The organism is Sphingomonas sp. Leaf198, assembly GCF_001424005.1.
GTDB lineage: Bacteria > Pseudomonadota > Alphaproteobacteria > Sphingomonadales > Sphingomonadaceae > Sphingomonas.
Genome location: NZ_LMPX01000001.1, coordinates 14095 through 33098, shown reverse-complemented (window position 1 = coordinate 33098; position 19004 = coordinate 14095). Strand labels below are relative to the sequence as shown.

General features: G+C 60.8%; 16 protein-coding genes. 5 read left to right on the top strand and 11 right to left on the bottom strand.

Annotated features, from left to right (window positions below):
* Nucleotides 1-172: 172 nt before the first annotated feature.
* The 5 genes from ASG20_RS00140 to ASG20_RS00120 form a co-directional block, all read right to left on the bottom strand.
* Nucleotides 173-1252, bottom strand: coding sequence for a PepSY-associated TM helix domain-containing protein (locus ASG20_RS00140; protein ID WP_056047012.1), 1080 nt, complete (start codon nt 1250-1252; stop codon nt 173-175).
* Nucleotide 1253: 1 nt separating this feature from the next.
* Entirely contained in the window at nt 1254-3410 is a 2157-nt protein-coding gene (locus ASG20_RS00135) for a TonB-dependent receptor (protein WP_056047010.1), read from the bottom strand.
* 293 nt (nt 3411-3703) lie between these two features.
* Complete coding sequence (locus ASG20_RS00130) at nt 3704-4363, bottom strand: UPF0149 family protein (RefSeq protein ID WP_056047008.1); 660 nt, start codon at nt 4361-4363, stop codon at nt 3704-3706.
* Nucleotides 4360-4557, bottom strand: a complete 198-nt coding sequence (locus ASG20_RS00125) for a hypothetical protein (protein ID WP_056047007.1) — start codon at nt 4555-4557, stop codon at nt 4360-4362. Before ASG20_RS00125 ends, ASG20_RS00130 begins: the two co-directional genes overlap by 4 nt.
* 183 nt (nt 4558-4740) lie before the next feature.
* Nucleotides 4741-5106 carry a MerC domain-containing protein gene (locus ASG20_RS00120; protein ID WP_056047005.1) on the bottom strand — a complete coding sequence of 122 codons (366 nt, stop codon included), beginning with the start codon at nt 5104-5106 and terminating at the stop codon, nt 4741-4743.
* 86 nt (nt 5107-5192) lie between these two features.
* On the opposite strand from ASG20_RS00120, the gene ASG20_RS00115 reads away from it, so the two are divergent.
* From ASG20_RS00115 to ASG20_RS00100, 4 genes are all read left to right on the top strand, one after another.
* Entirely contained in the window at nt 5193-6410 is a 1218-nt protein-coding gene (locus tag ASG20_RS00115; RefSeq protein WP_236698723.1) for a GTP-binding protein, read from the top strand.
* Entirely contained in the window at nt 6410-7048 is a 639-nt protein-coding gene (locus ASG20_RS00110) for a DUF1826 domain-containing protein (RefSeq protein WP_056047002.1), read from the top strand. The genes ASG20_RS00115 and ASG20_RS00110 overlap by 1 nt, the downstream gene beginning before the upstream one ends.
* Before the next feature lie 75 nt (nt 7049-7123).
* Nucleotides 7124-7912, top strand: a complete 789-nt coding sequence (locus ASG20_RS00105; RefSeq protein ID WP_056047000.1) for an acid phosphatase — start codon at nt 7124-7126, stop codon at nt 7910-7912.
* A 10-nt stretch (nt 7913-7922) separates the two neighbouring features.
* Nucleotides 7923-9491: an alkaline phosphatase D family protein gene (locus tag ASG20_RS00100; RefSeq protein ID WP_082470663.1), complete on the top strand. Its 1569-nt coding sequence runs from the start codon at nt 7923-7925 to the stop codon at nt 9489-9491.
* Nucleotides 9492-9776: 285 nt separating this feature from the next.
* Here the strand turns inward: ASG20_RS00100 and ASG20_RS00095 are convergent, their stop codons facing one another.
* Nucleotides 9777-10022 (bottom strand): hypothetical protein, encoded by a 246-nt coding sequence (locus tag ASG20_RS00095; RefSeq protein WP_156363983.1) that lies wholly within the window; start codon nt 10020-10022, stop codon nt 9777-9779.
* A 531-nt stretch (nt 10023-10553) separates the two neighbouring features.
* Entirely contained in the window at nt 10554-11012 is a 459-nt protein-coding gene (locus ASG20_RS18830; protein ID WP_082470662.1) for a very short patch repair endonuclease, read from the bottom strand.
* A gap of 157 nt (nt 11013-11169) precedes the next feature.
* Here ASG20_RS18830 and ASG20_RS18825 point away from each other — a divergent pair, with 157 nt between their 5' ends.
* Entirely contained in the window at nt 11170-12648 is a 1479-nt protein-coding gene (locus ASG20_RS18825) for a DNA cytosine methyltransferase (protein ID WP_330218649.1), read from the top strand.
* A gap of 84 nt (nt 12649-12732) precedes the next feature.
* Here the strand turns inward: ASG20_RS18825 and ASG20_RS00085 are convergent, their stop codons facing one another.
* The 4 genes from ASG20_RS00085 to ASG20_RS19825 are packed head-to-tail and all read right to left on the bottom strand — an operon-like array spanning nt 12733 to nt 18677.
* The gene (locus tag ASG20_RS00085) at nt 12733-14523 is read right to left on the bottom strand and encodes an AIPR family protein (protein ID WP_056046990.1); all 1791 of its coding nucleotides are present in this window, start codon (nt 14521-14523) and stop codon (nt 12733-12735) included.
* 1 nt (nt 14524) lies between these two features.
* Nucleotides 14525-15538, bottom strand: coding sequence for a PD-(D/E)XK motif protein (locus ASG20_RS00080; protein ID WP_056046988.1), 1014 nt, complete (start codon nt 15536-15538; stop codon nt 14525-14527).
* Nucleotides 15522-18353: a Z1 domain-containing protein gene (locus ASG20_RS00075; RefSeq protein ID WP_056046985.1), complete on the bottom strand. Its 2832-nt coding sequence runs from the start codon at nt 18351-18353 to the stop codon at nt 15522-15524. The genes ASG20_RS00080 and ASG20_RS00075 overlap by 17 nt, the downstream gene beginning before the upstream one ends.
* Nucleotides 18354-18359: 6 nt before the next feature.
* A complete protein-coding gene (locus ASG20_RS19825) occupies nt 18360-18677 on the bottom strand; it encodes a hypothetical protein (RefSeq protein WP_236698722.1) in 318 nt (105 codons plus the stop codon).
* Between the last annotated feature and the right edge of the window lie 327 nt (nt 18678-19004).

Sequence of the window (19004 nt, the reverse complement as noted above, 5' to 3'; positions counted from 1 at the left end):
TCTCCCTTACGAGTTTCTCGATAGTATCGCGGCATTCCAGCATGCCGCAACGCTTCATCCAATCCGACCACGGACGCCTTCGCTACGGAAAGTTGCGCCCTATTGGCGGCATCGGCGCCTTGCTGACTAGACCGTTCGACCGAGAAACCTTGAAAGAACGAGCCTAACCCGCTTATCGGGCGCTGCCCTTGGCCCGCACCTTCGGCGGCGCAGGCCGTTTGAACCAGAAGCTCCAGACGCTCAACGTCCCGAGCAGGCCGAGAACGAGCCCAGACAGCGTCATCACGAGGCGGTAGCCGAGCCCGCCGACCTTGGCGGCGTGGAGCGGATACAGGATGTTGTAGGCGGCGACGACTTTCGACAGCGACGCTGCATCGCGCGCGCCGATCAGACGACCGTCATCGGCCGCGAACCACAGCGTCGTCCGCCCGTTCGGCAGCCACTCCTGCGGCCGCTTCATCCGGATCGTCACCAGCCCGCTTCCCTTGCGCGGCAGCGACAGGCTGCGCAGTTCGGCGTCGGGAAAGCGCGCGCGCGCCGCGACGACCATGCCCTGCCAGTCGAGATGATCGGCGAGCGCGACCTTGGGCCCCTTCGGCGGCTTCAATGCCGCGTCGATCGTCGCCGGTGCGCTGGGGCCGAGGAACAGTGCGCTGATCGGCCGGAACACCAATGTCGCGCCCGTCAGCAGCGACAGGATCAGCAACGGTGCCGCGACGATCCCCAGATCGCGGTGGTGCCGGACGATCGCCGGACGACTAAGACGCTTTGGCAACGGGCGGAACGCGAACGTCTTGCGCGTCCGCCACCACAGGATCGTCCCCGTGATCACGAAGAACAGCCCCGCCACGCCCGCGATCCCGATGATCGTCTCGCCGGTGTCGCCTGAAAACAGATGATGATGCAGGTCGAACAGCCACAATTCAGGCCGCGCCCATTGGCTCTGCCACTGGCTGACGATTGTGCCCGCCTGATCGGTATAGGCCCCTGCCCCCTTGCCGAAATCGAGCCGGTCGAGCCCGAGATTGGCGTTGGCGAACGTGATGCTCTGCGGCCGGTTCGCGGGGTCCGCCATCAACCGCTCGGTGGTCGCGGCGAGGATGCGCGTGCTCTGGATCTGCCCGTCGCCGGCATGCGGCAGCATGATCCACGCATCGCGGTGCACCAGGATCGCGCCGGTCAGCCCGAGCAGCGCGAGGATCAGGCCCAGGAACCCGCCAGCCCAGCGGTGCAGCGTATCGAGCAGCGCCATGCTAGAACCGAACGTCCCAGCCGAGCGTGAAATTGCGCCCGCGCCCCGAGAAGAAATGCGCGTTGTCGGTCGGCCGCACCGTGTCGCTGTAATAATCGATATAGAAATGGTCGAAGATGTTCTGCGCGCTCAGCGTCAGCGCGCCGACAGGCAACGCGTACCGTATCGAGGCGTCGGTGATATTGTAGCCGCCGAAGTCGTTTGCGGCGGGCAGCCCGGCATATTTGCGCGCGAGGTAGAATTGCTGCTGCACGCGGGCGGACACCTTGCCGCGTACATAGCTCGCCGCGAGGTTCAGGCGATCGGGCGAGATGTTCGCGCCGTCCAGATCGATATCGACCTTGCCGTCGTCGTTCGAGTCGGTGCGGCCGACAAGATGCGCGAACCCGGTCGACAGCGTCAGCCCCGGCAGCGGCATCCGCGCCTCCAGATTGACCTCGATCCCCTGGATTTCGACGCGCTGGCGCTGCGCCTCGTAGGCGCCGCCGACGAACACCAGTACCTGCCCGCGCGTGCTGGTCGACCAGAAATAGGTCGCGCTCGCGTTCATCGGTCCGCGCTTCACCTCGACCCCGAGTTCGCGGTTGTTCGATACGATCGGCGCGATGTCGACATAGCTGTCGAGGTCGACCCCGTCGCGGTTGATCGCGCGCGAGATGCGGCCGACGTCGGGCACGGTAAACCCTTGCGCATAGCTGCCATAAGCGCGGATGCCGGGGATCGGCTCGACGATGACGCCGCCGTTGAACAGCGCCTTGCTGAAGCTCGGGCTGCCGCCCGCGACCGCGTGGCTGCCGTCCGAGGCGAGCGTGGTGTAGTCGTCGATGACGATCTTCACATTCTCGTAGCGTGCACCGCCGGCGATCCGCACGACCTTGTCGAACAGCGCGAGGTTGACCTGCCCGAACGGCGCGAGGCTGCGGAAGTCGGCGGGCGGTACCCAGACGCGGTCGGTCGCGATCAGGCGCTGCTCGGTGCGATCGTACAGCGCGTCGAAGCCGAGCGTCGCGGTCAGCGCCTCGAAGCCGGGAATGCCGCGTTCGTAGCTGAACTTGCCGCCATATTTGCGCGAGCGGTTCTGCGACTGATCGAACAGCGTGCCGACCGGCGCGAGCCGCACGTCCTGGAACGTCGCGATCGGTGCGACCTCACCGCCGAACGTATCGCGCGACCGGTTGAAGAAGACCTGGGTCACGAGGTTGCCGCCCCACAGATCGGGATCGGTCAGCGACAGCGCGATGCTCTCGGTGCGGTTTTCGGCCGGATCGCCCGGCGGCGTCCCGCGTACCGACGTGGTCGGCAGGTTCGTGCGAAAATTGCCGTTGCTGGCGATGTAGTTGCCGCCGCCCTTCAGCTCGAACCGGTTGGCGATCAGATCGATCCGCGCGGTGTCCGTCAGCGCATAGCCGGCGCGTGCGAACACCGACCAACTGCGGGAGTCCTGCGTTTCGCCCTGAGTCAGGTCGGTGCCGACGCGGTTGCCGTGCCCGTCGTAGAACGCGCCGCGCTTGTCGTATGCACCGCCCGCCATCACGTCGAAGCGCCCCGATTTCCACGCGAGGAGCCCGGCGACCTTGCCGCCCTTGCCGTCGCCGCTGAAGCCGGTATCGGCCGTCCCCTGCACCAGCGCGCGGCCCGAAAGACCTTCGGTGCGCGGCGGCTGCACGGTCACCTGGTTGACGATCCCGCCGGTGCCGCCGATCCCCTGCAACGCGTTCGAGCCGTAGATCAGTTCGACGCGGTCGATGAAGAACGGATCGATCGTGAAGCCGTCGCGCGATCCATCGCGCAGCGGCGTCGACTGCGGGATGCCGTTGATCGCGTAGAGCGGCGAGCGCCCGCGCAACGTCTCGCCCGCACCCGACAGCTTCTGCCGCGTCGGCGAGAAGGACGGCGTCAGGTTCGACACCGCATCGACCACCGACCCGCCGATCGCGACCTGCTGGTCGAGCGCGGCGCGGTCGATCACGTCGATCGTCAGCGGCAGCGCGTTGGGCGGCAGGATGCTGCGGGTCGCACTGACGATGATATCCGCAGGGACGTCCGAAGACCGACCGTCGGTATCGTCCCCCGCCGGCGTGAGTATCGCCTGCGCGCAAACCGGCGAGGTCGTACCGACAATCGGCAAAGCCAGTAGAGTGAAAAGCCCAAACCGCATGATGTCCCCCGAATGAGGACGCCCCTACGCGAGCCGATACGCTAATGCACATCGTTCGCATATGTCGCTGTTGTGGCTGGCGCTATTGACGTATATTAACGCGTGGCCTCGCACTGGAATTCGGGCGAGCAGTCGAAAGCGCAAAGCGGACAGCCGTTCATGTCGCTTGGCGGGCGGTACATCGTGTCAGCGTCCAGACGGGCCTCGGGTACGCTCCGTTCGCCTAATAGCTCGACCAGGTTGTCGGCGGCCTCGCCACTAATCAGGCCGCGATATCCCTGCCTACGACCCGATCAACCACAGCAGCGCTTGTGCTTTTTCCCCGACCCGCAAGGGCACGGATCGTTGCGCCCCACTTTCGATGCCGTCGTCGCCAGCGCATCGAGCGACGTCGTGCCGGCGAGGCGCGCACGCGCCGCGTAAAGAAGCTGGACGGCCTCTGTCAGCGCCGACGCGGCACCGTCCTGCAGCGCGTTGATCTCCACGCTGTCGAGGTCGCTCTCGTCGCGCGCGACGGCGATCAGCGTCGCCAATTCCGACCACGGCGCTGCGCTTTCAGCGTTGCCGGCCATCGCCTCCCAGGCGTTCGGACGTAGTGCGATCGCCTCGGCGAAGCCGTCGATCCAATATTCCCAAAGGACCTCGCCATGGCGCTCGTCGACGTCGAAGATCGGCTGAAGCTTGCCACGGACAAGATCGCGCGCGATCTCTTCGCGTCGCGCCGCCACCGCGTCGGCGAACCATTGCACGTCCAGCGGGTCCTCGAACGGCGCGACGCCGTCGACGTCCGTTCCCCACACGACGGTCATCCATTCGCCCGGGGGAATCGCCTCCGGGCAAATCAGCAGCCCGGTGAGGAAGCCGTCGAGCTCGGTAAGCAGCATCGGCTCCTCGACGGCGAGATCGGCGAGTGCACCATCGAGGCGCCGGAAGCGCGACGGGAATCGTTTCACAAGCGGATGTCGCGTCGGCGCATCTCGGACCCCGCCATCTCGCGCAACGGCGTCGGATCGCCTGCGGCAAAGATGTCCGCAAGGTCGAGCAGATCCTCGTCGCCAAGCGCTTTCACCGACGCCTCCACCGCCGCGAGGCGCTCGAGCGCGCGCCCCGTCTCCGTCGCGCGCCGCTTGGTTCGTATCTTGAGCATGGACGTCCGCTAGCAGGATAAACCGGAAGTTACACTGTCCGACCCCGCGTAAGATTAGCGAAGGCCGGTTTGCGGACATCCCGCCGCATGTGCGCTTGCGCTGCTCGGGCGAAGGCAGAGCCTCCTTCAGTCCGTTAGCGAGCAAGCTCCGCGAGATCTTCAACGCGAAGTGCCGGACTGTTGTCAGCCGAGGCAGGTATGCCGCAGTCGCAGGTTCATAATGTGCGCGGTCGCCACCAGGACGCCGCCAGTCACCGTAAAAGCGACCTCGGCGCTGCCTTCTGGCAGGACGAACGCCCCTATCGTCATCAGACCCAGTCCAGCGGCACCAAGGCACAGAGGCCATGATGTGGCGTGACGGGTCCGCCCGCCGATCAGCGCGATCGCCGCTATCGGGACAGCCAACAGCAACACCCAACGGTGGAAGCTTTCGGGGATGACGATGATCGCGGACACCATCGGCACCGCCGCCAGGAGGAGCGGTAGTGCAAGGCAATGCACCATGCACGCCGCCGATCCCGCCATCGCCGCCCGATCGAGCCAGTCCATTCCGCACGTCCGTATCGTTCTCATCTTGCCACGCTCGTCATCAATACCGTAATGATACATCATATCATTTTACATGAGGTAAGTCGATGGTCCAGGATATGAAGCCGCTGTTGCCTGTGACGGTCCTGTCCGGATTCCTGGGTGCGGGTAAGACGACGCTTCTCAATCACATCCTCGCCAACCGGGAGGGCCGGCGGGTGGCGGTGATCGTCAACGACATGTCCGAGGTGAACATCGATGCGGATCTGGTGCGCAGCGGCGATACCGCCCTGTCGCGCGGTGAAGACACGCTGGTCGAGATGACCAATGGCTGCATCTGCTGCACGCTGCGCGAGGATCTGCTCGTCGAGGTGCGAGCGCTGGCCGATGCGGGACGGTTCGACTGCCTGGTCATCGAAAGTACCGGTATCTCCGAACCGTTGCCGGTGGCCGCGACCTTTTCGTTCGAGGACGAGCGAGGTGAAAGCCTGTCGGACGTCGCGCGGCTCGACACGATGGTGACGGTGGTCGACGCCGCCAACCTGCTCCGCGACTATGCGAGCACCGACTTTCTCGCCGATCGCGGCGAGGCGCTCGGCGACGACGATCGCCGCAGCCTGGTCGGGTTGCTGGTCGAGCAGATCGAGTTCGCCGACGTGATCGTCATCACCAAGGGCGACCTGGTCGACGCCGCGCAACTCGCGACCGTGCGAAAACTGGTCGCGTCGCTCAACGCCGATGCCCGCATTGTCGTGGCCGATCACGGACGCGTGCCGCTCGATTCTGTTATCGAAACCGGGCTGTTCGACGACGAGAAGGCGGAGTTGCATCCGCTCTGGGCGAAGGAACTCTACGGTCATGCCGATCACCGTCCCGAGAGCGAGGAATACGGCGTCGAAAGCTTCGTCTACCGGGCTCGTGCGCCGTTCGACCCGGTGAAGTTCCACGCGTTCGCGCACGGCGGCTGGCCGGGTGTGGTCCGGGCGAAGGGGCATTTCTGGCTCGCGACGCGCCCCGACTGGTGTGGCGAACTCGCGCAGGCCGGCGCGCAGTCGGTAACGGAGGCGCTGGGCCGCTGGTGGGCCTGCGTGCCGGAGCCGAAGCGACCGAGCGGTGAAGCGTGGGATCGGATGGTCGCCGCGAAATGGTCGCCGATCTGGGGCGACCGACGGCAGGAACTGGTCTTCATCGGCATCGACATGGACGAGGCCGAGATCCGGCGCCGTCTCGATGCCTGTCTGGTGCCCGCCACCGCTTTCACCCCCCGGTTGTGGGAGGGGCTGCCCGATCCGTTCCCTACCTGGGGCGTGCGGGAGATGGCGTGATGACCGACGCGTCGATACTCGCGCCGGTCCGCTCGCACGTTCATCGGGCGCGGACCGTCGACGCGCTCGCTGCGATCCTCGACCCCGACGTCAATCTCGCGATCTGGGAGCGACCATCGGTGCCGGTCGGGGCGCTAGGCGGTTTCGGCACCATCCAGATGACGACGACGGTCGATCGCGCGCAGGAGGAACTGACGAGTGCGTTCGCACAGCTGCCCGTCGCCGCCTGGCATGCGGATATCGCCGCGGACATCGCCGCGCTCACAACGTCCTTCGCGGCGATCATGGCGCTGTCGCACGTCGTGATCCGGCTGGAGCGGGTGGTCGGCGACGCCTGCAAACGCTGGCACGCCGATTACGTCTCCGTTCGCCTGATCTGCACCTATCGCGGATCGGGAACGCAGTGGATCGAACGGTCGGTCGATAGCCCGGACGTACCGGTCGTCGAGACACCGCAATCGCTCGACACCGGTGCGGTCGGTCTGTTCAAGGGCCGTGTTCTCGCCGGCGAGCAGGCGATCATCCACCGGTCGCCGCCGATCGCCGGCACCGGCGAGGAGCGACTTCTGCTCGTGCTCGACTGTCCGCCACCAGAGGAAACCGCGGCGCTGTGGGCGAGCGCGATGCAACGTGGCTGACACATTACCGGTCCATTGCCCCTGCCAAACCGGCGCACGGCGTCTCATGATCCAAGCCATCAGGATACTCGCTCCATGACGCGTTTGCCGCTTCTCCTCGCCGTCACGCTCGCGAGCCTTGGTGCCGTTGCCGGCGCGCAGCAGGCGCTCGGGCCGGCGGGTTATCTCAAGCCCGGCGCGTTCGACGTGTTGGCCGTCCTGCCGCCTGCCCCCAGGGCCACCGACCCTCGCGGGGTCGCCGACCGTGCGATCTTCAAGGCGACGCGCGCCTTGCAGGGCAGCCCGCGCTGGGCGCTGGCCACCAACGACGTGAAGTCTGCGCCCGCCGACCTGTTCCGCGACTTCAACTGCGCGATGGGGATCGCGCTCACGCCCGAGAACGCCCCGCGGACCGCCGCGCTGCTTCGGCGCGCGATGTTCGACACATCCCGCCAAACCAACGGCGCCAAGACATTCTACAAGCGGCAGCGACCGTTCCTGATCGACCGCGGACCGATCTGCCAGCCCGCCGCCGAGGTGGCGGACAGCTATGATTACCCGTCGGGCCACACGACCGCGGGCTGGACGATGGCGACGTTGCTGGCGCAGATCGCGCCCGATCGCGCGACCGCCCTGCTCGCACGCGGCCGGGCTTATGGCGAAAGCCGGATCGTGTGCGGCGTCCACAATGCCAGCGCCGTCGAAGCGGGGCGGCTATCCGCGTCGTCGACGCTGACCGCGATGCAGGGCGACCCGGCCTTCACAGCGGATCTCGCCGCAGCCAGGCAGGAGATCGCGGCACTTCGACACGACGGCGGAACGGCGAAACCCGACGCTGCGCTCTGCACAGGCGAAGCGGCCCTCGTCGCCCAGCCCCTTTACTGACGAGACCATCATGACCGACACGACCTCGCGCCTGCTTTTCAATCGCCGTACCATGATCGGCGCCGCCGCGGCGCTGGTCGGCGCGCCGGCGATCCTGCGCGCGCAGCAACTCTTCGCCGCCTACCCGTTTCGCCTCGGCATCGCGGCGGGCGATCCGGCTGCGGACGGCTTCGTCATCTGGACCCGGCTCGCGCCCGATCCGCTCGCCGAGCATGGCGGCATGCCGATGCAGCCGGTCGAGGTCGAGTGGCAGGTCGCGACCGACTCTCGCTTTGCGACGCTGGTCGCGGGCGGCAATACGCTGGCGCGTCCCGAACTCGCCCACTCCGTCCATGTCGAGGTCGCGGGCCTGCTACCCGATCGGCCGTATTGGTACCGGTTCATGGTCGGCAGCGAGCGCTCGACCACAGGATGCGCACGGACGCTGCCGGTTGCTGGTGCGCCACTCGACCGGCTGCGGTTCGCGGTCGCCGGTTGCCAGAACTACGAGGACGGCCTCTACACCGCCTATCGCCACCTCGCGGCGGACGACCCCGCCTTCGTCTTCCATTACGGCGACTATATCTACGAAGGGCGAAGCGCGCCAATGCCGGTCGGCTATGACGGCAAGCCCCGCCGCTTCGTCCGCGAACATGCCGGGCAGAAACTGTTCGACCTCGCCGATTATCGCCGCCGCTACGCCCAGTACAAGACCGATCCTGACCTGCAGGCCGCCCACGCCGCCGCGGCGTGGTTCGTCACGTTCGACGATCACGAGGTCGAGAACAACTGGGTCGGCGAGATCGACCAGGAAAACGATCCGCCCGAGGTGTTCGCACTGCGCCGGGCCGCGGCATTCCAGGCCTATTACGAGCACATGCCGCTGCGTCGTTCGGCGTTTCCGGGACCTGCGGGCATGCAGATCTATCGCCGCGCGACGATCGGCAATCTGCTCGACCTGCATTTGCTCGACACCCGGCAATTCCGGAGCGACCAGCCGTGCGACGATGGCTTCAAGACGCGCTGCAAGGGGTGGGCGGATCCCGCCGCGCAGGTCATGGGACGCGCGCAGGAGGCGTGGCTCGCAACCGCGCTGAAGCAGAAGAAGGCGCGGTGGAACGCGCTGGCGCAGCAGGTGATGATGATGCCGCTCGACCGGCGCACCGGCGACGAGCCTGCGCCGATCCGCAACATGGACAGCTGGGGCGGCTACGACGCGCCGCGCGAACGCGTGTTGAAGATGGTCGAGGGGCTCGGCAATGCCGTCGTGCTGACCGGCGACGAGCATCAGAATTATGCCGGCGTGCTGCGCACCGAGGGTGGCCAGGGCGATGCCGTCGCCGTCGAGTTCGTCGGCACGTCGATCAGCTCGGGCGGCGACGGTGCGGATCGCCGGGTCGGCGAAGACCGCATCCGCGCCCGCAACCCGTTCCTCGCCTGGACCAACGACCGCCGCGGTTACCTGCTGTGCGACGTGGGTACGGACCAGTGGAAAACGGAATTCCGGACGGTCGATACCGTCGCGCGTCCCGACGGCGCCGTCAAAACGGCCGGCACGGCGATCATCGAGCACGGCCGTGCCGCCGTGACGATGACCTGAATTCCCCTTCGCGTGACAACCGGAACGCTTCGGCATTCCTCCGGTCGTCCCAGTTCACAAAGCCCCTGCTCTCGAAAGACACGAGCCCAGCGCGCGCGGAGGCTAGGTCCGGAAATCTGGCTGAGTCGGCAGTGCTTCGCGCCAGTACCGCTTCGACCGCACTTCCCCGCCTATCTACGCGGTTCGGATGAGGCCCCAGACAGACGCAAACCGGCCTACCGCGCGCGCGACGCGATAGCCCCGTGCTCTTCTCGTTCTGAAAAAGCGCGCAGCGAAACTCTCTGATCACGCTTGCACCCAGCGTGCTCGTGGGTGCCGGATCGCTGCTGGTTGCGCAGCCACGCCGCGCAGGATCACGCGCGTATGCGTGGTCGCGGCTCGCCGCAGGATCTCGGCGATCACGGCCACGCCGCTCGCATCGAGCATCGGCACGCGCCCCGATCGCGGGATCAGCACGTGCGGAACGCAAAAAGCCCCCGCGGCGGTGACCGAGAAGGTGTTGCAAATGAAGGTGGTTGCGGGGAGCCGCACGAGCACAGCCCGACATTCGCTGTCCGTTGCGGTCTAGTTCAGAAATCTTCGAACGAGTCTGCCCCCGCCCCTCGCGCTCTATAAAAGGCTCAATTTCCGGCATATCGATCGACGAAATCAGCGAGGAACATGTCACGCGCTGGTTTGCAGTGCTCAACACCAGCACCGGGCCGAAGGCGGCTAACCGGCGCTGGCGATCGTGCTCGACGCCCCCGGCTTAGTGATATCCCTTAGGTGTTCTGGAACTCGGACCGTCGTAAACCGCTGCTCAAACTGACCAATTATTGGCAAAACACCCGTGATCGGCTGATCTCTCCAACGTTAGACCTCACGATTTGCGCCATACGCTCGCAAGCCACGCCGCCATGAGCAATGAGACATTGTCGATAATTGGGCGGCTTCTCGGACATCGCAGTCTAATTACCACATCTCCCTGTGTCCGCTTGGGAGAGGGGCGCATATCGGATGCTATGCAACAAATCGAGACAGCCATTGAACTGCCGCTGACATGAAAATGCTTCAGTTGCTTTATCAACCTAGTAAATAATAATCCGGTATTTCAACGTAGGGAGAATCACCGTGCAGCCAGTCTTTTAATATTATCGCAATGGGCTCGCCACCACGGGAGCGAATGATGCACTCCCAAACTATAGCGACACGCCAACCCGCCTCGGCGAGGTCGCGTACGTTTCTCGCGTCCCGTTCCATATTCTTACCGAACTTTTCGCTCCAGAACTCCGGCCTAGTTGCCGGAGTTGTCGCATAGCGACAACCCGTGTGACGATGCCAGAAACAGCCATGGACAAGGATAACTGCTCGCCATCTGGGCAGTACAATATCAGGCCGTCCCGGAAGATAGCGAGCATGAAGGCGAAAGCGCAGGCCCTGCGCATGGAGCGCCCGACGAAGCGTGATTTCCGGCTTGGTGTTCGATCCACGAATCCCAGCCATCATCCGTGACCGCGTTGCGGCATCAACAACGTCAACCATGGAAGAAAATCTGTATGATGCCGCCAAACTTGGTATGGTCTTCCCTCTAGGAAAAATGTGACTGCTGGTTCGAATGTTCAAGGTTGTAGATTTGTTTGCCGGCCCTGGCGGCCTCGCCGAGGGATTTTCCGCAGTGCGAGCGGCTGACGGCGCTCGTATGTTCGATATCGTCCTCTCGGTCGAAAAAGAAGCCTCTGCCTTTGCGACACTGCGCCTGCGCAGTTTCTACCGCCAATTCGATGGAGAGGTACCGGACGAATATTACGAGTTTATAGCAGGAAAGCTCACCCATGAACGGCTTATCGCGCTGTTTCCCGAGCAGTGGAAGTCTGCATGTAGAGAGACGGTTCGTCTAGAGCTAGGCTCAGCCGGTTCAAATACTGTTATTGACCCAATGCTAGACAAGATACGAGAATCGTCCGACGATCGAGTAATCCTAGTCGGAGGCCCCCCTTGCCAAGCTTACTCTCTCGTCGGGCGGTCACGAAACAGGGGCATCGCTTCTTACGTTGCAAGCAAAGATCATCGTCACTTTTTATATCGCGAGTACATACGAATTTTGCAGCGTCTTCGCCCCGTTGCGTTTGTTATGGAAAACGTAAAAGGTATATTGTCGGCGAAGGTTGATGGGGAATCAATATTCCCGAAAGTGCTTTCGGACCTTCGTGCTGCGGGAGGCAAACACGATTCCTATCGGATTTTTCCGCTGGTCACTGGCGCCAAGGCGGGAACGAAAGAGCATTTGATACAGGCCGAGATGCACGGCATTCCACAATGCCGACATCGGGTGATACTGTTTGGTATACGAGCTGACGTCGCTGATGGTCTTGGCGACACACTCTTCGAGAATGCCTTGGATACCGCATCCAATAGACCTTCGGTAGGTGACGTATTACGTGGCATGCCACCTTTGCGCAGCGGACTGTCGAAAACGGCGGACGGAGCAGAAACGTGGAAAACGGTAGTCGTTGAAGCGTTTAAAGAAGCCGCAGAAGCTGCGTTTGTAGAGGAATGTCACGTACTCGATGGCGTAGCTGCTAGACTTGTAGAGCTAGCAGCAGAGCTAGAAGCGAGCAGCGAGGTTTTGCCGAGGTCGTCCGGCGCCTTCTCAGCGATACAGCATAACGCCCTCGCAGCGTGGCTGATCGATCCCCGCCTGACCTTTCTGCCAAATCATGAGTCCCGTGGACACATGTCAGCCGATCTCGCTCGCTACGCGTTCGCGTCTACATTCTCATCTCTGCACGGCGCCTCACCGAAGGCCAGTGACTATCCAGAAGGTTTAGCTCCAAACCATAAAAACTGGAAGTCTGGCAAGTTCAAGGACCGCTTTCGCGTTCAGACATGGAACGATCCGTCGAGCACTGTTACGAGCCACATATCCAAAGATGGCCACTACTTCATTCACCCCGACCCACTTCAGTGTCGGAGCTTGACCGTTCGTGAAGCTGCACGCCTTCAGACATTTCCTGACAACTACCTATTTCAGGGAAACCGAACCGAACAGTACGTTCAGGTGGGTAATGCAGTTCCACCCTTGCTGGCAAACAAGATAGCCGAAGTGGTATCTCGAACTCTGGTATCTGCGTTTGATGCATTGAACTCCGTCACCGACCTCCGGCTGTTTGCAGCGTAAAAGTCCACTAAGTGAGTTTTGCAGGCACTCATGTGGCTGAAGTCACAGTTTCTACGTGATGATGAATTCAGCCAACTGGCTACGTTAGTCGAGTTCAGGTATATCAGTCCGCAGATCGCTATAATCGTACTGCCGGACGGCCTCCCAGCATTCAGGTCGCTTGGCCTGTTCAGATATCATCTTCGCACCGGCGTTGCTTCTCAGTGCAGCTTCTACCTCAAGTGCCCAAGCGACCAGTTGTTGAGCGAGCTGAGGAGAAAGCGCTTGGCGGCTCCATATGCGATCAAAGCTAAGTCGATCACCTGTTCGGTTGGCCAGAACGGAAACTAGATAAGCGGCAATATTAGCTTGTGCCTGCGCAAAGTGCTTAGCTCGCGATATCTTGTGCGTTTCCTTGAAAAGGATGGCCTTGGCAATTGTTGTCTTGTACCATTGAACCGTGAGAGGATCTGGTGCAGCGAATCCACCTTCAGCAATATCCTGCATGAACGTGTTAAAGTTCTTCTGAGAGCCCTGGCTCACGACATCCGGCCTCTCATCCCACGCATGTAGATACTTTGCCAAGTCAGTTTTTGATATCTTTCTTGCAGCAGGGACGGCCTCTTTTAGTTGTCGGAGCTTGGCTGGCGTAGTGCCTTCACGTGCTAGCAGTACATTATAACTACCTGCAGCCCTTTCGTAAAACCATCGGCTTACGCCATCGGGACAAAACGTGGTGTTTGCAAGCTTCTCAAGCTGTACATGGAAAGGCTTATTGGCGGAAAGATCCGACTGTTTCACGGAATTCTGGCTGTTTGCGAACCGAGAAATATCCGCAATCATCTGTTCCTCTGACTCAGGGTCAGACGATTGTAATATTATTATCTTTGCAGGGACGCGAACTCGAGAAATGTCAGTGTCGGGCGACTTTTTCCTCGTAAAGTAAATTGAGGCAGTCGTCTGACCTCCGTTGACGATCTGCATTCCCTTCAGTCCGAGCAATCCAATGGAGCCATCGGACGCCCGACCGATACGAGCCTCATCCGCCACCATCACGATTCCATTATTGAACGCCATAAAGTGTTCTGGCGCGAGACGCAGAGTGTCTCTGATGCCCCGGTTAACCTTGCCAGTAGCGCTCAAGAATGATCGGACATTAGCTTCCAGAAGGCGCGGCCCAAACTTCTCATAAAGAATATAGAGTGTCTCAGCTGGTATGGCGGCAAGAGCATAATCGTATCCGGCTAACTGCCCTGGCACATATACGCATGGCAGAGCATCGCCACTGACCTCTTGAAAATTGATAAGGAGTTCGTCACGTGGCTTGCCCTCGGACCAATGTCTGTGAAGTCGTTCTATATCCATAACTTCTAGGGAGATAGTCTTGCCTTTGACATCCCGCGGCTTAAACGCTTTCGCCTTTGACTGGCAGTCAGTCAGTACAAATATTCTGATCCTGTCGAGGTTGTCGTAGCATGTCTCAATAACCGTTGCGATCTCGTAGGCGTCGTTTGTCTCGTCCAGTTTCTTTACGAGCTTCCCTTCGACGCAATTCTTCAAAAATTGCAAACATTGGCCTGCGGCCTGCATAACGTCCGCATCGGGCACAGGCGTTATGGTCGGAGCGCCTGCGTAAAGACTTACGAAGAGATCGAGCGTATCAAGATCCTCCGAAACAGCATAACCGACCAGACGAAGAACCGCATTACCGACCTTCCCGGAGTACTGGCAAATCTTTGGATCATCGATCATTCCGACGTCGGCCATGTGCTGCATGACGACTTCGGAGAAGATCAATTCTTCGTGAGGATAAGGCGCTGCAGCATCCAGCATGCGCTCCGCCAAATCGGTCCGAACTCGGTCCTGTGTTTGGGCAAGAAATTCGTCCAGGTTCATCTTACATGATTCCGAAAGAGTTCAGTACGACGCCGATCGCTACTGGGGGCGCGGCTACGAGATCCAAGTCAACGCCGTAAATCGCATGCCTGATTTCCGGGCCCACAAGGGCCGGCGTCAGCCTTGGAAACTCGGCATCGACCGTAAAGATCTTTGTATCAATGGACGCGAAGCGGCGAGTGTATCCGTCCGAATGCCGGTCGAGGAAGCCTGCGTGGAGCATGCGAACTTCAAACCGGGCCAACGCGCCACTTTCCGCCAGTGTGTCGCGCAACCTCGCGACATGCTTCGGCAGTGCGGTGCCCTCCGGGTCCAATGCAAGCCTTTGACCGCACAGATACAGTGGTTTGTGTACCGCATCATCGAGTTGGTCGAGCGAGCCAATCCGAGCCGGGAAGCCGGAGGTCGCGATAGTCGATTTCACTTCAATGGCACCGCTGCCGAGGACAAAGTCATGAACGCCGTCCTCCGGGCCCTGCCAGCCCTCTACAGCTGCAAGCGGCTGCACCCCTGCTTCGATCAATAGCTCGAGGGTCAACAGCTCGCCTACCAAGCCCAACTCTGATTCAGCGGAGAGCAACTGGTCGCCAGGCCGTTGCATGAATTCCTGCCATGTTGCGACCCGCCTCAGAAAACCCTGCATCATTTCCTGCACGGTGAACGAGGCCGATCGTTCCATGACGACGACAATATCTTGAGCCATCATTGAGAACAGTTCAAGCGAGCCTTGGGACTCTCTGATCAGGCCGATCGTGGAAGTGTCACCTGAGAGGGTCGGGAGAACGACATGCGCGACCTCGAAACCTCGAGCTTTTGGGAGCTGGCGCGCGCCCGGTAACTTCGCGCCCTCAAAACTTACGAGGAGCGCTTCCTCGTTTCCGGGGAACCGCCTGCCTGCGTGCAGCGTACATGGACCCAGCTTCCGGATGATAATATAACGCCATCCTTCGTTTTGATCTGCCCCGGAAAGTGCCCGCCACGTCGATGGTAGTTCGGCCTCAGTCATCGTCGCCATAAACCTGCTCCCAATACACGTTGCCGACCTTGTATTCGACCTTGGGGCCGCTGTTGCTGCTTGGAAAACTGATCCCGAACGCGAGAACGGGTGGCAGGTTTTCAGCCCATTTCTCGGAATCAATCACATACAGCAACAAGAGCCCTCTCTCGGGATGAGCGGGTACGCCAACAGCACCGAACCCGGTGATATTGCGAACTGCAGGACCGTTCGGCGTATCTGGCTCGGCACGCGTCTGCAACCGACCAGGATCGCTCGACCACGCGCCACGCGTTAACGCCAAAGCAGCTTCCCAAGCGTCGTCGTCCAGCGCCAAAGTTTCGTCTCGCGGAGACATGAGGCGGCCGATCGAGAAGCGATCGGTTTCGGGCTTGGCGGTTCGCTTTATCATCGGGACGGCGACTTTATCGGTCACCGGTACATCCTCGCCGTTCTGCGCTCCGATCAACGCGACGGTCCAAGATGTCAGCTCGCCCGCGTCGGCCATGATCCGTACGAAGTCGGCTAAGATCGGGCTTACGACCCTGTAGGCGCCCGGATGTGTCGAGTAGCTTTGAAGAAAATGGATGATGTCGTCCGCTGGCGCATTCTCCCAAAAGCTCCCGGTCCATTCCTGTCGGCTTCCATTGCGTACCCGCACAGGTATTGGCCCGGAAGTACCAAGGCCCTCCAGCAGATTGCGCCCTGCGGCAAAGTTTGCGGACAAGATACTTGGGTCTTTGTGAAAGACGACGGTTTCGAGAAGCTGGCCGCTGAATGACAACTTAAGGTTCCGGGCAGAGCGCATTTTCAGCCTGGATGTGACCATGAGCGTTGAATGTGATTGGACCTTAAGGCCGTAATCGCGGGGGGTTCCTCCACTTTCCGCCATCAAGTCGAACTCTTCCCGAAGCTCTTCGGCTGCGTCGGAAATATGCCCGAACCAGTCAATGAGTTCGTGTGAGGTATAAAGCCGGCAAAGATCGAGATAGCCGGGACGGTATCCGAACCATCGCCCCATCTGCATCAGGGTGTCATACATTTTCGATGCACGAAGGAAGTAGCTGGTGCTAAGGCCTTCCAAAGTCAGGCCCCGCGCAAGTTTGTCACCACCCACAGCGATCACCTTGAGGCCGACGCCTCCGGAATCCGAGTAATCGAGTGCGTCCTTCGCAGTCCCGTTGATCATGCGGATTTCGATGTCCGCAATGATATCACGCAGGGTAGCGAGGACATCATCCCACTGTTCATCACCAGCTCCGACATCATCTGGATAGAGATTGCGGATACGCAGCGTGGTGGGCTCGAACTCGGAAATCCATTGATTGCGCAGCGCGGCGATCAAACTCGCGCTATCTACATCGCGCACCAATCTTTGACGTGCCTCTCGCAGATATTGTTCAATTTGGCGCGTCACGGCCTGTTGAACCGAAGTAAACCGAGTCACATGGACCAGCATGGACGCGTGCTCTCCCCCCTGCCCACGCAAGTGCCTGATCGAGCACGCTATTAGGAAAGAATTTATCGCGCGTATTAATGACGGCGGTGCCACATCTTCGCCGTTGTGGAGCGGACGATAGCCGTTCTTGTGGCCCAACGGCATCCAAGCATGCGCGTCGTCGTTGTCAAAGTCAGCGTCAACGGCGTGTACCAGCGGCAACCCTACCTCATCGCGGCTCGCACTGCCGAAGATCTTGGAGGGGCCAACATAGTTTGAAGGTGCACCAAGATTGACGATAAAGCTTGCAGGGAAGAGGTCGGGGCCTTCCTCCTTCGTACTCCCGCGTTCGTGAATGAATATATTCGCAAATGGTGTTGCCGTGTAGCCGACATACGCGGACCGTGTGAAGGAATGGAGCAGACGGCGAACGAGCCGGTTGATCGCCTTAGGTTCGTGCTCAGGATCCGGGTTGCCGTCGGCATCGAAAGCCTGTTCGCCAGTATCCACCGAGGCGTGGTCAGCCTCGTCGTCGATGAGCAGCAATGGGAGATTGGTTACAACTTTGCGGCCTGTTTCCGGGTCCGTCGCGTTGGAAGCATGTGTCCGCACCCATCGGTTCAACCGTTCGAGCACGGTTTTATTTTTTTTGACTACGAACAGCCAAGGCCTTTGCTCAGGCGATATGCCAAGATTCTTTGCAACAGCCGCACTGAAATCACCCGAGTTAGATCGATTGGTAGCTGAATTCGGCTTGATGGCGGGATCGGAGTCGATCTTGCCCACGCCAATCAGGCGTAGATCATCCTGTCCTGGCTGAGTCTCGTAGCCAAGAAAACCTTCGTCGAGCCGCATCTGCGTCTGCGAGCGGAGATTGTTGTGTATGCCTGCGAGAACGATGATGATCTTGTAGCCAGCATCTGCAGCTTTGCAGATCAACCCAGTATAATTCCCTGTTTTGCCGGATTGGACATGGCCCACGACCAAACCACGACGATCCCAGTTTCCCGTTCTGGCCGGATCTTCCAGTAGCCCGAGAATGTGGTCGGTCGCTCGATCAAGCCCGTCGGTCGCAGCGTCGGACAGGCGGCCTTCCATCCACTCCCGGTAGCGCTGCCAGTAGCGCCAATCTCGCTTTCTTGCCGCGTTGAGCCACGGGTCGTGGCCCGTATTGTCCTTCAGCGTGGTGTCCTGCCCAACCCATTGGCTAGAGCGACGGATCAGCTCATCCGCCACAGCGTCGCGATCTAGGTCAACGGCCCATCGTGGGTTCATCTGAAGAATGAGGTCGATCTTTTGATTGATCAACGCTGGGGTAATGCTGGCTTCATCATCTGATAGCAGTGTCTGAGCGAACTTGATTACATTGAAAGCATTGCTTCCAGCAGCGACTGGCATATTAATTTACTCTCCAGCGAAACTAAGGTCGTCAGGTAACGACGCAACAAGATTCGAGTATCGGTCAAATGGTTCGGTGCGGCTTAGACGGGCACGGGCATCCTCTGGGTTCAGCCCCTTGTTCTGAATCAAAGATCGAAACATTGCTTCGAGCACTTGTCGAATCTCCGTATCGGGCTCACCAACAAAGCCTGTAAGTGGAGTATCCTTGTCTTCGGCAGTATCCAGCCAGATACGTTGAACCGGTACCGTTTCTTCGATGCATCGAAGCATTGCTTCAATATCTTTCACAATATCCGGATACCGATCCAGTATATTGCGCACGCTCTGGTGATCCCGGGATATTCTATAACGCGTTCCCGAGCTCGAATGCGTAGACAACCATGCCATTTCCACTGGATCACCACGTCCCGTTGAAACAGACCGTCCGCGGTGGGCAAATACCCGTCGGGCACGGTGTCTAGTCTCCTCAGCAAGGCGGGTAAGGCGCTTTCGAACGCTTACTGGTGGACGAGCAGTCGACTTTCGAATGTCGAGCTTCCATTCGCTATCCGCGCTATTGGGGATATCCAATCTGATCCGGGCCAGTCGGTGTGCCTCGTCCCGTGTCCATCGGCGCCCTGAACCAAGTCCCAACCAGCCGCCTGCGAC

Coding starts and splice junctions, on each gene's coding strand:
- ASG20_RS00140 (WP_056047012.1), bottom strand. CDS start 1,252: ATGGCGCTGCTCGATACGCTGCACCGCTGGGCTGGCGGGTTCCTGGGC.
- ASG20_RS00135 (WP_056047010.1), bottom strand. CDS start 3,410: ATGCGGTTTGGGCTTTTCACTCTACTGGCTTTGCCGATTGTCGGTACG.
- ASG20_RS00125 (WP_056047007.1), bottom strand. CDS start 4,557: ATGCTCAAGATACGAACCAAGCGGCGCGCGACGGAGACGGGGCGCGCG.
- ASG20_RS00120 (WP_056047005.1), bottom strand. CDS start 5,106: ATGGACTGGCTCGATCGGGCGGCGATGGCGGGATCGGCGGCGTGCATG.
- ASG20_RS00115 (WP_236698723.1), top strand. CDS start 5,193: ATGGTCCAGGATATGAAGCCGCTGTTGCCTGTGACGGTCCTGTCCGGA.
- ASG20_RS00110 (WP_056047002.1), top strand. CDS start 6,410: ATGACCGACGCGTCGATACTCGCGCCGGTCCGCTCGCACGTTCATCGG.
- ASG20_RS00105 (WP_056047000.1), top strand. CDS start 7,124: ATGACGCGTTTGCCGCTTCTCCTCGCCGTCACGCTCGCGAGCCTTGGT.
- ASG20_RS00100 (WP_082470663.1), top strand. CDS start 7,923: ATGACCGACACGACCTCGCGCCTGCTTTTCAATCGCCGTACCATGATC.
- ASG20_RS18830 (WP_082470662.1), bottom strand. CDS start 11,012: ATGGTTGACGTTGTTGATGCCGCAACGCGGTCACGGATGATGGCTGGG.
- ASG20_RS18825 (WP_330218649.1), top strand. CDS start 11,170: ATGTTCGATATCGTCCTCTCGGTCGAAAAAGAAGCCTCTGCCTTTGCG.
- ASG20_RS00085 (WP_056046990.1), bottom strand. CDS start 14,523: ATGAACCTGGACGAATTTCTTGCCCAAACACAGGACCGAGTTCGGACC.
- ASG20_RS00080 (WP_056046988.1), bottom strand. CDS start 15,538: ATGGCGACGATGACTGAGGCCGAACTACCATCGACGTGGCGGGCACTT.
- ASG20_RS00075 (WP_056046985.1), bottom strand. CDS start 18,353: ATGCCAGTCGCTGCTGGAAGCAATGCTTTCAATGTAATCAAGTTCGCT.